The organism is Haloferax gibbonsii ATCC 33959 (genome assembly GCF_000336775.1).
Classification (GTDB): domain Archaea; phylum Halobacteriota; class Halobacteria; order Halobacteriales; family Haloferacaceae; genus Haloferax; species Haloferax gibbonsii.
This window is the reverse complement of sequence record NZ_AOLJ01000014.1, coordinates 1-13503: the sequence shown is the minus strand read 5'-3', so window position 1 is coordinate 13503 and position 13503 is coordinate 1. Positions and strand designations below refer to the sequence as shown.

17 protein-coding genes and 2 tRNA genes are annotated in these 13503 nt (G+C 66.7%); 3 read left to right on the top strand and 16 right to left on the bottom strand.

Translation table 11 applies throughout. The features are described from left to right. Positions 1-2 precede the first annotated feature (2 nt). Positions 3-2657, bottom strand: coding sequence for an AAA domain-containing protein (locus C454_RS08450; protein ID WP_004974555.1), 2655 nt, complete (start codon positions 2655-2657; stop codon positions 3-5). A 121-nt stretch (positions 2658-2778) separates the two neighbouring features. Here C454_RS08450 and C454_RS08445 point away from each other — a divergent pair, with 121 nt between their 5' ends. Beyond that, complete coding sequence (locus tag C454_RS08445; protein WP_004974552.1) at positions 2779-3354, top strand: hypothetical protein; 576 nt, start codon at positions 2779-2781, stop codon at positions 3352-3354. 100 nt (positions 3355-3454) lie between these two features. Then, positions 3455-3682, top strand: a complete 228-nt coding sequence (locus tag C454_RS08440; RefSeq protein WP_004974550.1) for a hypothetical protein — start codon at positions 3455-3457, stop codon at positions 3680-3682. 264 nt (positions 3683-3946) lie between these two features. Here C454_RS08440 and C454_RS08435 read toward each other — a convergent pair whose 3' ends face one another. Next, a complete protein-coding gene (locus C454_RS08435; RefSeq protein WP_004974543.1) occupies positions 3947-4909 on the bottom strand; it encodes a zinc-dependent metalloprotease in 963 nt (320 codons plus the stop codon). A 110-nt stretch (positions 4910-5019) separates the two neighbouring features. On the opposite strand from C454_RS08435, the gene C454_RS08430 reads away from it, so the two are divergent. After that, positions 5020-5838, top strand: coding sequence for a VOC family protein (locus C454_RS08430; RefSeq protein WP_004974542.1), 819 nt, complete (start codon positions 5020-5022; stop codon positions 5836-5838). 57 nt (positions 5839-5895) lie between these two features. Here the strand turns inward: C454_RS08430 and C454_RS08425 are convergent, their stop codons facing one another. The 14 genes from C454_RS08425 to C454_RS08360 all read right to left on the bottom strand — a co-directional run bounded on the left by C454_RS08425 (position 5896) and on the right by C454_RS08360 (position 13445). Continuing rightward, positions 5896-7056, bottom strand: coding sequence for an MBL fold metallo-hydrolase (locus C454_RS08425; protein WP_049905051.1), 1161 nt, complete (start codon positions 7054-7056; stop codon positions 5896-5898). A gap of 174 nt (positions 7057-7230) precedes the next feature. Then, complete coding sequence (gene rpsB, locus C454_RS08420; RefSeq protein ID WP_004974538.1) at positions 7231-8013, bottom strand: 30S ribosomal protein S2; 783 nt, start codon at positions 8011-8013, stop codon at positions 7231-7233. Further along, complete coding sequence (gene eno, locus C454_RS08415) at positions 8010-9209, bottom strand: phosphopyruvate hydratase (RefSeq protein WP_004974537.1); 1200 nt, start codon at positions 9207-9209, stop codon at positions 8010-8012. Before eno ends, rpsB begins: the two co-directional genes overlap by 4 nt. A gap of 4 nt (positions 9210-9213) precedes the next feature. Further along, positions 9214-9390 (bottom strand): DNA-directed RNA polymerase subunit K, encoded by a 177-nt coding sequence (locus C454_RS08410; RefSeq protein ID WP_004043021.1) that lies wholly within the window; start codon positions 9388-9390, stop codon positions 9214-9216. After that, entirely contained in the window at positions 9387-9581 is a 195-nt protein-coding gene (locus C454_RS08405; RefSeq protein ID WP_004061330.1) for a DNA-directed RNA polymerase subunit N, read from the bottom strand. Before C454_RS08405 ends, C454_RS08410 begins: the two co-directional genes overlap by 4 nt. Before the next feature lie 12 nt (positions 9582-9593). After that, positions 9594-9992, bottom strand: a complete 399-nt coding sequence (locus C454_RS08400) for a 30S ribosomal protein S9 (protein WP_004043023.1) — start codon at positions 9990-9992, stop codon at positions 9594-9596. Then, positions 9986-10423, bottom strand: a complete 438-nt coding sequence (locus tag C454_RS08395; RefSeq protein ID WP_004974520.1) for a 50S ribosomal protein L13 — start codon at positions 10421-10423, stop codon at positions 9986-9988. The genes C454_RS08400 and C454_RS08395 overlap by 7 nt, the downstream gene beginning before the upstream one ends. Then, positions 10420-10770: a 50S ribosomal protein L18e gene (locus tag C454_RS08390; protein WP_004043025.1), complete on the bottom strand. Its 351-nt coding sequence runs from the start codon at positions 10768-10770 to the stop codon at positions 10420-10422. Before C454_RS08390 ends, C454_RS08395 begins: the two co-directional genes overlap by 4 nt. Positions 10771-10796: 26 nt before the next feature. Further along, positions 10797-10881 (bottom strand) — tRNA-Leu (locus C454_RS08385). A gap of 253 nt (positions 10882-11134) precedes the next feature. Continuing rightward, positions 11135-11914 (bottom strand): DNA-directed RNA polymerase subunit D, encoded by a 780-nt coding sequence (locus C454_RS08380; protein WP_004974519.1) that lies wholly within the window; start codon positions 11912-11914, stop codon positions 11135-11137. A 6-nt stretch (positions 11915-11920) separates the two neighbouring features. Further along, entirely contained in the window at positions 11921-12313 is a 393-nt protein-coding gene (locus tag C454_RS08375; protein ID WP_004043027.1) for a 30S ribosomal protein S11, read from the bottom strand. Continuing rightward, positions 12310-12837: a 30S ribosomal protein S4 gene (locus tag C454_RS08370; RefSeq protein ID WP_004974516.1), complete on the bottom strand. Its 528-nt coding sequence runs from the start codon at positions 12835-12837 to the stop codon at positions 12310-12312. Before C454_RS08370 ends, C454_RS08375 begins: the two co-directional genes overlap by 4 nt. Continuing rightward, on the bottom strand, positions 12834-13337 hold the full coding sequence (locus C454_RS08365) for a 30S ribosomal protein S13 (protein WP_004969358.1): 504 nt from the start codon (positions 13335-13337) through the stop codon (positions 12834-12836). Before C454_RS08365 ends, C454_RS08370 begins: the two co-directional genes overlap by 4 nt. A 23-nt stretch (positions 13338-13360) precedes the next feature. Continuing rightward, positions 13361-13445 (bottom strand) — tRNA-Ser (locus tag C454_RS08360). Positions 13446-13503: the final 58 nt, after the last annotated feature.

The window sequence follows — 13503 nt, the reverse complement described above, 5'->3', positions numbered from 1 at the left end:
ACCTACCGGCGCGCCCACGCGAGCATCCGGTCGTAGAACGGGTCGGATTCGAGCGCGTCGGCGTCGCCGACGAGACACAGCGCCTTCTTCGCCCGCGTCAGGGCGACGTTGATGCGGCGGTGGTCCTCGAACAGCGGGCCGTCCAAGTCGCCGGTGGCGACGAAGGAGACGACGATGACCTCCTTCGAGGAGCCCTGGAACCGGTCGACCGTGTCGACGGTCGCGTCGGTTCTGCGGGAGATTTCTGCGACCTGCGCCCGGAACGGCGCGATGACGCCGATGTCGTCGGCGTCGACGCCGGCGGCCTCGTAGGCGGCGACGACCTCCGCCACGCGGTCGGCTTCGATGGGATTCGTGTTGCCGACGCGCCGGCCGTCGGGGTCGACGAAGGCGACTTGGTCCGCGAGTTCCGCGGGGAGGTCCGCGGTGTCGACGGCGAGGTCGCGGAGGTGCTGAGACGCGACCGCGCCCGTGGCCGGGCGGAGCGCGCCGTCGTAGAACTCCTTGGAGGCGAAGGCCTGAATCCGCTGGGACATGCGGTACTGGCGGTCGAGCATGACCGAGGCGTCCGGGTACGTCTCGATGAGTCGCTGGAACAGCGATTTCTGGAGGTCGTTTTCGGCGCGGACGACCGGCGGAAGCTGTTTGTGGTCGCCGACGAGGACGAACCGGTCTGCGAGGTTGACGGCGGCGAGCGTGCCCGGTTCGGTTATCTGCGACGCCTCGTCGACGAGCGCCGCGTCGAACGACTGCTCGCGCATCACGCGCGACCCGCAGGAGGCGGTGGTCGCGGCGACGACGGGCGCGTCGTGGAGAGCGGCGGCGAGCGCGTTCGGGTCGCCGCTCCGGGAGAGCCGAACGTCCTGCATGTCCTCGCGGACGCCGGATTCGGTGCCGACGCGGACGATATCTTCGAATCCTTGGTCGCGCAGGGCCTCCAGCGCGTTGTCGACCGCGCGGTTCGTGAAGGCCGAAAGCAGGACGCGGTTGCCGTCCTCGACGAGCGCGCGGATGGTCCGGGCGATGGTGTAGGTCTTGCCCGTCCCCGGCGGCCCGTGGATGAGCGCGAGGTCGTCGGCGTCGACGGCGAGGCGGACCGCGTCGTCCTGCGCGTCGTTGTTGTCGATGAACGTGCGGCCCGCAGAGCGGTCCGAAAAGTCGGGGTCACGGCGGTCGAACAGCACGTCCTTGCGGTCGGGCGAGCCCTTGAGCACCGCGTCGTGGAGCGCGGTGAGCAGGCGGTCGACGGTGAGTTCGGAGGGGTACACGTCGAGGCGGCGGAGCGGGACGGGTTCGTCGGTCGTGACGACGATTTCGTCGCCGAGTTCGACGATGCGCGCGAGTTCGGCGTGCCCCTCGACGGGGTGGCCGTCGCTGGCGAGCGCCACGTCGCCGGCGCGGAGTTTCGACACCGCGTCGTCGGTCTGCTTCGCCCGGAGTTCCCACGTGCCGTCGGGGCGCTCGGTCTGACCGATGGGTTCGAGGCCGATGAGCGCCCGGTCGTCGTCGGCGCGCTCCTCGGCGCTCTGGTCCCAGAGTTTGCGGTACTCCTTGTGGACCGCTCGTCGCTCCTCCTCGACGGCGCGGTAGAAGCGGTCGAAGTAGTCGCGTTCCTCCTCGGGGACCGGATTCCCGATTGCGCCGGCTTTCGACTCCTGGTCGAGTCTGCCGGAGACGACCATGCAGGTGTCCTTCTCGAAGCAGTACTCGCACTTCGAGTTCACCTCGTAGCCGGTCGGCACCGACGCGTCGTGTTCCATCGCCGCGATTTCGTTGCGGGTGCGGACGACGAACTCGAGGAGGCCGCGGCCGATGGAGAAGTCCTTCGCCGGCGAGAGGTCGCCGGACTCCTCGGTCCGGTCGAGCGTCGTGTTCTTCGTGTAGAGGAGCGTCCCCGTGTCGACCGGGACGCCCCGCTCTTCGAGGATGAGCGCGTAGGAGGCGGCCTGAATCTTGTCCTGGAACCGCGGGTCGCGGTTGAGGTTCTTGCCGGTCTTGAGTTCGACGGGCGACCCTCGGCGGAGGGCGTCGGCGCGGCCCTTGATGCCGAACGTCGGCGAGATGAGCGTGTACTCGGAGCGCCACTCGTCTTCGTCCGTGAGGACGCCCTGCGAGAGCCAGCCCTCGATGGCGGCGGCGTTGCGGCGGACCTCGTCCGCGACCTCGTCGACCTCGCGGCCGAGCAGGCCGAGTTCGAGGCCGCGCTCGTCGATGCGCTCGTCGATGGACGAGTCGAGGTCGCGGCCGCGGAGGAGGTCGCCGAACACGTCGTGGACGATGGTCCCTTTCACCACCGGGTAGTTCAGCGGGATACCCGAGAGCTTGTTCAGGTAGTACATCCGCGAGCACTGCACCCACGAGCGGATGTCGGTCACGTCGACGAGGAAGTCGGGTTCGACGACGACGAACGACTCCGAGCCGGTCGAATAGGTCGTCTCGCCGCGGTACTCGGACTCCTCGGCGTCGGTGACGAGCAGGTCCATCCCCGGTTCGGCGTGTTCGGCGGCGTGGGTCCACTTCCCCCAGAGGGTGACGGTCACGGGGTCTCCGGTCCCGCGCTCGGGGCGGAGCGTCACCTCCGCCAGCGACCGCTCGCCGTACTTCGTTTCGACGTCACGCGGCTCGCCGACCTCGACGAGCGGACCGCGAAGGTTCACGTCCGAACCGTCGGTGAGGCGCGGCCAAATAGCCGTCGGTGGGGTGTGAGTCCCGCGCGGTTCGCGTGCGCGACTCTCCCCGACCGTCACGCTCTTTCTCTCCCGCGTGGTACGCCCAACCATGCGCGTCAGAGATTGGCAGGACATCCTCTCGGAGGNCGTCGAAGACGGCCGCGGCCGCGACCCCGACGCGTGGCGGGCCGTCGCGGGCACCCGGCGACGGAGCCTCGGTGAGGACCTCTTTCTCGCCCACCCGAACGCCGGTGTCTACCAACTGAAGACGTACGCGAAGAACCCCTACGAGGTCCGCGGCGTCGGCGCTCGCGTCGCCCGTCGCATCGACGACGACCTCGACCCGCTGTTCCCGCGCCGGCGCGGCGACGACGGCGAGAACGACGCCGGCCGGTTCGCCGTCCAGCAACCGCCCGAAGACGAGTCGCAGGCCGAATCGATGGCGCGGCGACTCGAAGAGACCGTGAAAGTCCACGCCGACGCGCCGACCACCGCCGACGACTTCTTCACCGACGTGATGGAGGCGCTCGAAAGCCCGGCGTTCGGCCCGATGGACTACGAGTTCGACGCCCGGCCCGACCGCCTCGACGACCTCGCGGACGAGTTCGCCGACGCCGACGAACTGCTGTCCACGGACCTCGACGACCTCATCGAGTCCGACGGCGTCGACCGCGGGTTCCAGTGAGACACCGGTTTCAAACCCTCCCAACCCAATGGACTGCTATGGACGATAGATTCCGCGGGCGGTCGCGAAAACCGCCCCACGGCGCGATTTCGGAGGAACGATGGTCGGTTCCAGCATGAGCGACGAGGAGACGCGGCTCGCCAACAACCGAATCAAAATCGGATTCGTCCTGTTGGTCGGCGTGTCGGCCGGGCTCGTCGCCGTCCAAGCCGGAGCGACGCTCGTTCAGAGCGCAATCGCGCTCCTCGCCGGGGTGGCCGTCGGCGGGGTCCTCACGTGGTATCTGGGCCGCTGGGCCAAGGAGTTCACCGCGGTGAACCGACGCTAGACGTATCGTCTGTTGTGAAATTCGAACACAAACACATATTTCAGATTAAACGTGTGGCACTGAATCGCAGGGTATATATCTGTCCTCTGAGGACAGTTTCTCGCCGGTAACCAGGGCAGGGGCAATGACCTGGTTATTCACCGGAAGACGCTGTGGGACACCGGAATTGGGCCTTCGGTGCAACGCGGCGTCCTACCCAAGGTGCGTGCGCGACCCGGACACGGTTCGGGTGTCGGGTACGCATGTGATGGAGTTGCAGTCTCCTCAGGGCGATACCCGTGCGATCCATCGCTCGGGCGCGTCCAATTCCGCGTCGGTCGGTAAGTTCTCCGGATGGTCCCACACTCGCGAAGCGGCCGCGACGCCGCGTTCGTCGGCGACGTGCTCGAAAAAGCGAGCGCCGCGTTCGTACTGCCGGCGCTTGAGGCCGAGTCCGAGGAGCCGCCGCGCGAGCTTCGCGACGGGACCGCCGCCCTGTCGTCGCTCGTCGAGCTTCCGGCGGAGGTCCTCGTAGTCGTCGTCGAACGCCCGGTCCATCAGCAGTTCCGCGTAGCCCTCGACGGCGGTCATCGCCGTGTCGAGTTCGCGGAACGCGTCGCGGTCGATGTCGCCTTCGACGAGCGCGTCGACGCCGCGTTGCATCCGCGATTCGAGGTGCGTCGAGAGCCACGGGGCCGCGCCGAACTCCGCGGCGTGGGACACCTCGTGGAAGGCGATCCAGCGGCGGAACCGCGGGTAGTCCACGTCGAGGCTGTCGGCGACCCGGCGGATGTTCGGGTGGACGAAGTACAGGCCGTGGTCGTCGTCGCCCTCGGCGAGGAGCAGCGGGTCGTACTGCCCGAGGACGTTGTTCCCGAGGAACGAGAGGACGAAGGCGAACGAGCCGGTGTTGACGGCGCGGGTGACACCGGGAAGGAGCGCGGGGCCGTGTTCCTCGAACGGGACCATCACCCGGCGGAACGTCGCCACGTTCGCGTCTATCCAGTGGTGTCGGTTCTGGACTTCGACGACTTCGGGCACGTCGAACTCCACCTCGGCGACGGTCGAAAGGCGGTCGCGCGCGTCGCGAACGTCCGCGGCGTACCCCGCTCGCTCCGCCTCCGAGAGGTCGAGCGAGCCGGGGTCGGTCGCGGCTTTCGCGGCCTCGGCGACGGCGTCCCAGTCGATGGTGCCGGAGCCGGTCGCCGAAGCGTCCGCGACCGCTCTGACGCTCCGAAAGAGGTTCATACTGTATCGTGGCGGGCCGGACGCAAAACGCTTCGGTCGGGCGAAACGAACCCTCTAATTCGCAGACACGACGCCCCTAAACACTATACCGAGTCGAACGTGGGGGGCGTATGGACCGAACCATCGACCACGTCGCGTTCGGTGGTACCGAGCTGTACGAACTCCGGGCGGCCGCGAACGAGGTCGGTCTCACCCCGACCTACGGCGGCGAACACGGGACCGGAACGACTCACATGGCCGTCGTCCCGTTCCCCGACGGGTCGTACCTCGAACTCATCGCGCCGACGCTCGGAACCGACGCGGCGGACGCCGGCTTCTGGCCGGACCACCTCGCGGCCGACGCCGGCCCCGCATCGTGGTGTCTGGAGACCGACGACGCCGCCGCCACCGCCAAGGCCGCCATCGACGCCGGCCTTCCCGTCGACGGTCCGCACGAGGCCTCCCGCGCTCGGCCGGACGGCCGCCTCGTCGAGTGGGACATGAGCTTCGAGGGCGCGGACCAGCGGCTCCCCTTCTTCATCCGGGACCGCACCCCGCGGAGCTACCGCGTCCCGAAAGCCGCGCGAAACGCCGCCGTCCGCGGACTCCACACCGTCGTCGTCGCCACCCGCAACCGCGAAGCGACCGCGGCGCTGTTCGCCCGACGGCACCGCTACCCTTCGCCGGTCGACATCAACGGGCCGTTCTCCGAGTTCGCCGTCCTCCCCGGCACGCCGCTCGCCCTGTGCGAACCCGGCGGCGGCGCGCTCGAAGCGCGCATCGACGCGGTCGGCGAGGGACCGTGCGCGTTTCTCGTCGGCGTCACCGACCTCGACCGGGCGCGGAACTCGCTGTCGCTCGGCCCCGAGATTCGCTACAGCGACCGCCACATGGCGTGGTTCGACCACGACCTGTTCGAGGGGCGACTGGGCGTGGTGGAACTCCCCTGAATCGGCCCGAATCGGCCCGAATCGCCCTGAATCGCGAGTCGAGGTCCGACGGTCGGCTCAGGCGGCGCAGTTGTTCGGTCCGAGTTCGAGTTCGGTCGCCTCCTCCTCGTCGCCGACCGAGGCCCGCCCGGTGTTGATGGCGATGACGCGCTCGTAGTTCGCGGGCTTTTCCGGCGTATCTCCGGCCACCCGGTCGACGAACGCCTGCTCGTCCATCGACAGCAAGTCGAGTTCCCCGCGCAGGTCGCCGAGCGTCGCGCTCACGAGTTCGCCCGGCGCGGCGACGCCGTAGCGCCCGTCCGCCCCGACCGAGACGTGCCCGGGGAGGACGCGCGTCTCGTCGGGAAGCGACAACAGCGTGTCGTGGAGCGTCTCGTAGAGGAGTTCCGCGCCCGTCGCCGCGTCGGCGTCGCCGAACTGGAGTTCCGTCCGGCCGACCGACTCGACGAACAGCGTGTCGCCGGTGAGGAGGAACCGACCGTCGACGAGGTAGTTCGTCATGTCCGAGGTGTGGCCCGGCGCGTGAATCGCCTCGATACCGTAGTCGCCGACGCTCAGCGTCTCGCCGTCGTCGAGCGCGGTGAACTCGTATGCAACGTCGCGGTCCGCCGCCTCCGAACCGAGGTAGTACGGCACGCCGAGTCGGTCGGCGAGGGCCCGGCCGCCCGAGACGTGGTCGGCGTGGACGTGCGTGTCGAGCACACCCGAGACCGTCATGCCGGCGTCGGCGGCGACGAGTTCGAACTCGTGGACCTGCCGCGTCGCGTCCACGACGACCGCCTCGCGGGCCGACCGCGAGCCGACGACGTAGCCGAGACAGCCCTTCGCGCGCCGCTGGACCTGCGCGACGAACAGGTCGTCGTCGCCGGTGTCGAGTTCGACCACCTCGTACAGCTTGCTCCAGTCTTCCATGCCGCCTTTGACGACCTCCACGTCGTCGTAGCCCCGCGACGCGAGTTCGAACCCGAACGACGTAGAGGACAGCCCCTTCCCGCAGATGGCGACGACCGGCCCTTCCTCGGCGAGGTCGTCGACGCGCTCCCAATCCCAGTCGCCGCCGAGTCCGTCGACGGGGTGGAAGGGAACGTTAACCGAGCCCTCGATGTGCCACGACTCGAAGCTCTCGGGCGGTCGCGTGTCGACCACGGTGAACGATTCTCCCGCGTCTACCCGGTCAGCGAGTTCGCCCACGGTGAGCTGGTGGAGGAGTTTACTCATGTGGTTAGCTATGGGAACGACGCACAAAACCGTTTGCGGCGGACGCGAGTCTGTGATCTCGCGTGGCGTCGAATCGACGCGCGTCGGCGGCGTCGTGACTGCGTCGAACCGAACGACAGCGCCGCCGCTCACCGGGCGGGTGTCAGAAAAGTCGAATCGAAATGTCGTCCCGAACTACAGTTCGGCCTCGAAGTCTTCGAGGGCGTAGACCGTGTCGGAGCCGCGGCGGTCGAGCGTCTCGTTGGCGAGGAGCCAGTAGACGACCGACAGCGCGCGTCGACCCTTGTTGTTCGTCGGGACGACGAGGTCGACGTTCGACGTCTGGTTGTTGGAGTCGCACATCGCGATGACCGGGATGCCGACCGTGATGGCTTCCTTGACGGCCTGCGCGTCACCGATCGGGTCGGTGACGACGACCACGTCGGGTTCGATGTAGCCGGCGTAGTCGGGGTTCGTCAGGGTTCCCGGGATGAAGCGACCCGTGCGGGCGCGAGCGCCGACGGCGTCGGCGAACTTCTCGGCCGGGAAGCGACCGTACTGGCGCGAGGACGTGACCAGAATCTGCTCCGGACTGTAGTTCGCGAGGAAGTCCGCGGCGGTGCGGATTCGCGAGTCAGTCTGGCTGACGTCGAGCACGTAGAGCCCGTCGTCGCGGACACGGTGGATAAACCGGACCATGTCCTTGGTCTTCTGCTGGGTACCGATGTGGACACCGGCGGCCAGGTAGTCCTCGACCGGGATGAGCAGGTCGGCGTCTTCGTCGGGCATAACGTCCTCGTCGAAGGCCGGTTCCGGCTCTGCTTCTTCGGCCTCGGCGGCTTCGTCGGCCGCCTCGGCGGTCTCTGCTGTCTCGTCTTCGGTGGCGGCCTCGGCGGGTTCCGTCTCGGCGACCGCTTCGGTCTCCGTCTCGGGTTCCTCGTCGGCGACCTCCACCGCGTCGTTTTCGTTGTCGCTCATACTGCGTCGTCCGCGATGCGGATGAGTTCGTTCAGTTTGGCGGTTCGCTCGCCCTGCACCGTGCCAGTCTTGATGAACGGCGCGTCGGTTGCGACGGCGAGGTGTGCGATGGTCGCGTCTTCCGTCTCACCGGAGCGGTGAGAGATGACGGCGTCCATCCCGTTTCGGGAGGCCAGTTCGACGGCGTCGAACGCGTCGGTCAGCGTCCCGATCTGGTTCGGCTTGATGAGGATGGAGTTCGCGGCGCCCACGTCGATGCCGTCCTGCAGACGGTCGACGTTGGTGACGAACAGGTCGTCACCGCAGATGAGCGTGCGGTCGCCCACGCGCTCTGTGAGTTCCGCGAAGCCCTCGTAGTCGTTCTCGTCGAGGGGGTCTTCGACGTAGACGAGGTCGTACTCGTCGACCATTTCGGCGACGTAGTCGATCTGCTCGTCGGTCGTCTTCGTCTCGTCACCGTAGTGGTAGACGCCGTCTTCGAACATCTCCGAGGCCGCGATGTCGAGGCCGAAGCGAATCTCGAAGCCGAGTTCGTCCTCGACGTCGGAGACCGCTTCGGACATGATTTCGAACGCGTCGGCGTCCGAAACCGGCGGTGCCCACGCACCCTCGTCGCCCTTCGCGGCGGGCACGCCGCGCTCGTCGAGAATCTCGGACGCGCGGGCGTGGACCTTCGCGTTGGCGAAGACGGCTTCGGAGACGCTCGGCGCGCCGACGGGCGCGGCGAGGAACTCCTGGATGTTCGTCGCTTCCTTGGCGTGTTCACCGCCACCGATGACGTTCCCGAGCGGCGTCGGGAAGTTGTCGCCGCGGAACGCGCCGCCGAGGTGCTGGTACAGGGGTGCACCGAGCACGTCGGCACCGGCCTTCGCGGCCGCCATCGAGATGGCGACCGCACTGTTCGCGCCGATTTCCGAGAAGTTCTCGGAGCCGTCTGCGGCGCGGAGCGTCGCGTCGACCTCACGCTGGTTGCCCGCGTGGACCTCGTCCACGAGTCGGGGAACGGCGTGTCGCCGCGCGGCGGCGATGGCTTCAGTCGGCGGCAGTTCGATTGCCTCGTACTCGCCGGTGGACGCCCCGCTCGGGGCCGCAGCGCGACCGAACCCACCGGATTCGGTGAGCACGTCGGCTTCGACCGTCGGGTTTCCACGGGAGTCGAGCACGCGGCGCAGAGCTACGGATGTGATTCGAGTCATGTTGTCACTTACCCTCTCGTTTGACGGTGAACGGAAGTACACCTGCGTCGTACTCCTCAGCGGCGATTAATATCGGTTCGGTCTGTTCCGAATCGACGAGTACGGGTGCACCGTAGGAGACCTGCAGCGCTCGCGCGCCGAGGATGCGTGCCTTCTCGTATCGGTTGTACCGTTGCATCATTGGTAGGGAGATACGACGTCCACGAGGTCCTTGTGCGACACCATCATCCGCCGGCAGCAAGCACGGGTGACCCCGAGGTCGTCGAGGACGTCAGCGGGGTCCTCGTCTCCCTCGCGAGCACGGGCTTTGAACTCGTCCCAGTGTTCGCCGATCACTGTGCCGCAGGTGAAACACCGGACGGGAATCATCATGGTTAGATCACCTCAGCGGTAGGACTTCTGGTAACGAGCGCGCGCGCCCGGTCCGCCCCACTTCTTGGGTTCGGACTGGCGGACGTCGTTGACCAGAAGCGAGCGGTCGAACTCCATGTACGCGTCGCGAAGCTCCGCGTCGTTCAGGTACTGCACCAGGCCACGAGCGAGCGCGGTGCGGACTGCGTCGGCCTGACCGGCCACGCCGCCGCCGTTGACGCGCACGTCGATGTCGACCTGCGAGCGGAGGTCCTCGCCTGCGATGCGGAACGGTTCCAGCATCTTGAGGCGGGCCATCTCCGGCTCGACCAGCTCGACCGGCTGGGAGTTGATTCGGACTCGACCTTCGCCCTCGCGCACGGTGGCGCGGGCGATTGCGGTCTTCTTCTTACCGGACGTGTTCGTTACCATGTGACGTTAGCACCCAGCTTCTCGGAGACCTCTCCGAGCGAGATGAACTTGATGTTCGAAAGTCGGTCCAGCGAGGTGTCTTCGAGCATCTCGCCGTCTTCGTCGTACGGATTGCCGACGTAGACGCGGACGTTCGAGAGCGCCTCGCGGCCGCGGGGCTTCTTGTACGGAAGCATGCCGCGGATGGCACGCTTGAAGATGCGGTCGGGACGCTTCGGGTAGTACGGACCCTGGTCCGAACCGACTTCGACGCGCTTTCTGTACTTGGCCATCACGTCCTGTTCCGAGCCCGTGATGACGGCGTCTTCAGCGTTGACGACGGCGACCGTCTCCCCTGCGAGGGCGCGCTGTGCGACCTCCGAGGCGACGCGGCCGACGATGCAGTTTCGAGCGTCGACAACGACGTCTGCGTCGAATTCTGCGAGGCTCATCGGATCACCCGTACGTTGGACCCGTCGGGGTTCTGTTCAGCGAGTTGTTCTAGCGTCACGGTGTCGCCGACCTGCTCGATCTTCTTTCGAGCGGTGGACGAGAAGTCCACGGCCGCGACTGTGACGTTCTTCTGCAGCACACCGCTACCCAGCACCTTGCCGGGCACGACGACGGTCTCGTCTTCCTGAGCGTATCGTTCGATACGACCAAGGTTGACTTCCGCGTGGGTGCGCCGTGGCTTTTCGAGACGGTCCGCGACATCCTGCCAGACGTTGGCACCGGACTCACGCGAGACCGCCTTCAGCTCGGCGATGAGACTGTTGAGTCTCGGGTTCGTCTTACTCATTGTCTACCTCCAGAGAGAAAGCGGAGTGCAGGGAGCAGGATTTGAACCTGCGGACTCCTATGAGACAGCGCCCTGAACGCTGCGCCGTTGGCCAGACTTGGCTATCCCTGCAAGCATTCCGCTGTACTTCATGCCCCGTAAAAACACCTTCGGTCCGACCCGCCGCCGTGAGGGAGTCACACGCCACGCTATCGGTGGTCGTGACCCCTCGCGGGGCGGGCGAACGTCGGTGTTGAGACGGGGCAGTGTTCATTNCCTTCGGTCCGACCCGCCGCCGTGAGGGAGTCACACGCCACGCTATCGGTGGTCGTGACCCCTCGCGGGGCGGGCGAACGTCGGTGTTGAGACGGGGCAGTGTTCATTCTTACAGTGCGACCTTCTCTTCGAGCTCGGCCGCGCGGTCACCCAAGGAGGCGACTGCGCGGGTCACGAGCTCGTCGACGTCGAACGAACCGTCCGTCTCCACACTGAAGACGAACGCTCCGGGCACGTCGTGTACTTCGACCTCTTTACCGGGGTACCGCTCCGTCAGGTCGTTCCCGAACGTCTCCGTCGCGACGAGGTCGCCGTCTTCGGCGTCCCCCTCGGCGTGCTCCGCCGCGGCCTCTTCGATGACGCCGCGGAGGATGTTCGGTTCCTGTTCATCGAACTCGCCGGCGTCGCCGACGACCTCCACGCGCTGGAGGTGTCGGTAGCCGACGGCGACCCCGCCTTGGTTCTTGGCGTGGTCCTTTCCGTAGCCGAGGACGGCGTCGGCCTCGAACTCGAGGCGCTGGCCCTCCTTCAGCTCGATGATGGGGATGTTCTCGTCCGCCGGGACGACCATGTCGTCCGCGGATTCGATGTCCCCGGAGTAGGCGGTTGCCGGCCCGTCGACTTCGAGCGCGACGGTGACGGTGTCACCGGGCTCGAAGTCGTCGAGAGGCGTGGTCAACGGAACCAGACCGAGACGAAGCCCGATCATCTCGTCGAACATGACCGAGGTGTTCTCCACGAACCGAACGGTTTCGATGGAGAACGTCGGCACGTCGGCGACCATCGCCCGGCGAATGCCGTTGGCTAGCGCCGGGGTCAGACCGCGCGCGACGAAACGGGCGCGTCGGTCTTCGCGTTCGATGAACTCGACCTGGAAGTCGTTTACCATGGTGTGTTAGAGTCGGCTGTTTTTCGGCGCGCGAGTTCCGTCGTGCGGAATCGGCGTCACGTCCTCGATGCGACCGATCTCGAGACCGGCGCGAGCGAGGGCGCGAATCGTTGCCTGTGCGCCGGGTCCGGGGCTCTTGTTACCGTTGCCACCGGGACCGCGGACGCGGACGTGCAGACCGGCGATACCGGCCGCCTTAATCTGGTCGGCGACGCTCTCTGCCATCTGCATGGCCGCGTACGGAGATGCCTCGTCACGGTTCTGCTTGACGACGGAACCGCCGGACGACTTGACGATCGTCTCGGCGCCCGTGATGTCAGTCACCGTGATGAGCGTGTTGTTGAACGATGCGTGAACGTGGGCGATGCCCCACTTGTCACCGGTTTCGGATTCGCTCATTCTTGGGCCTCCGCGCGCTCAGGGTGCAGTTCGTCCGCGAGCTTCGACGTCTCGTCGAACGCCACGGTGTCCTCTTCGTCGACCTCGACCTTGCGGGAGGGGACGGTCGTCCGAGCACCGCCGACGGCCACGTGACCGTGGACGATGAACTGACGGGCCTGCTGGGGCGTCTGTGCGAGCCCCTTGCGGTAGGCGACCGTCTGGAACCGACGTTCGAGGATGTCGGTCACGTCGAGACGCAGCGTCTGGGAGATGTCGTCCTCCGCAGAGAGGATGCCGTAGCGGCGCATGCGCGCCATGAACTCGGCACCGAGCGACTCGGCCTCTTCGACGTCACCCTGGGCCTCGCCGAGGAGGCGTCGCGCCTCGCGGCGGAGGTTGCGCAGTTCGGACTGCGCGCGCCAGAGTTCTTCCTTGTTCTTGAGACCGTACCGAGAGAGGAGGTCCGATTCCTGCGCGATACGCTCGCCCTGGAACGGGTGGTTCGGGGTCTCGTAGAACTTGGTGTTGTTACCCGTCGTCATTCTTCAGCCTGCGCCTCCTTGATCTCCTCGACGTTGACACCGATGGTGCCTTCGGTACGTCCAGTGGACTTCGTCCGCTGGCCGCGAACCTTCTGGCCGCGCTGGTGTCGAACGCCCTTGTAGGAGCTGATCATCTTCATGCGGTTGATATCATGCCGCCGCTTTTCTTCGAGGTCCGAACCCGTGATGTGGTCGGTCTCACCGGAGAAGAAGTCCTTCCGTCGGTTTGCCATCCACTCGGGGGCGTGGTCCTCGAAGTTCTCGACGACATCGACAACGGAGTCGATCTCGTCTTCGGGGAGCTTACCGAACAGCGCCGTTCGGTTCACTTCCGCGGCGTCGGCGATGATGCGCGCTGTGCGCTTGCCGATACCCTTCATGTCCGTCAGACTGCGCTCTACCGTCTTCGTTCCGTCAAGGTCGGTCTGACCAATTCGGATGAAGTAACGGAGGTCCTCTTCCTCCTCCGGAGAGCCGTCCTGTGGTTCTTCTGCACTCATGACTTTGGAAGTCGTGTTGTGAGCGTTGCGGCGGGGATTCGAACCCCGGGGGCTTGACGCCACTGAGTTAGCAACCCAGCGCCTTGGGCCAGGCTTGGCTACCGCAACACTTCGTTCGTGTTAGTTTCGCCCTTCCGGACTCGGGGACGACATTCCCCTACATCGA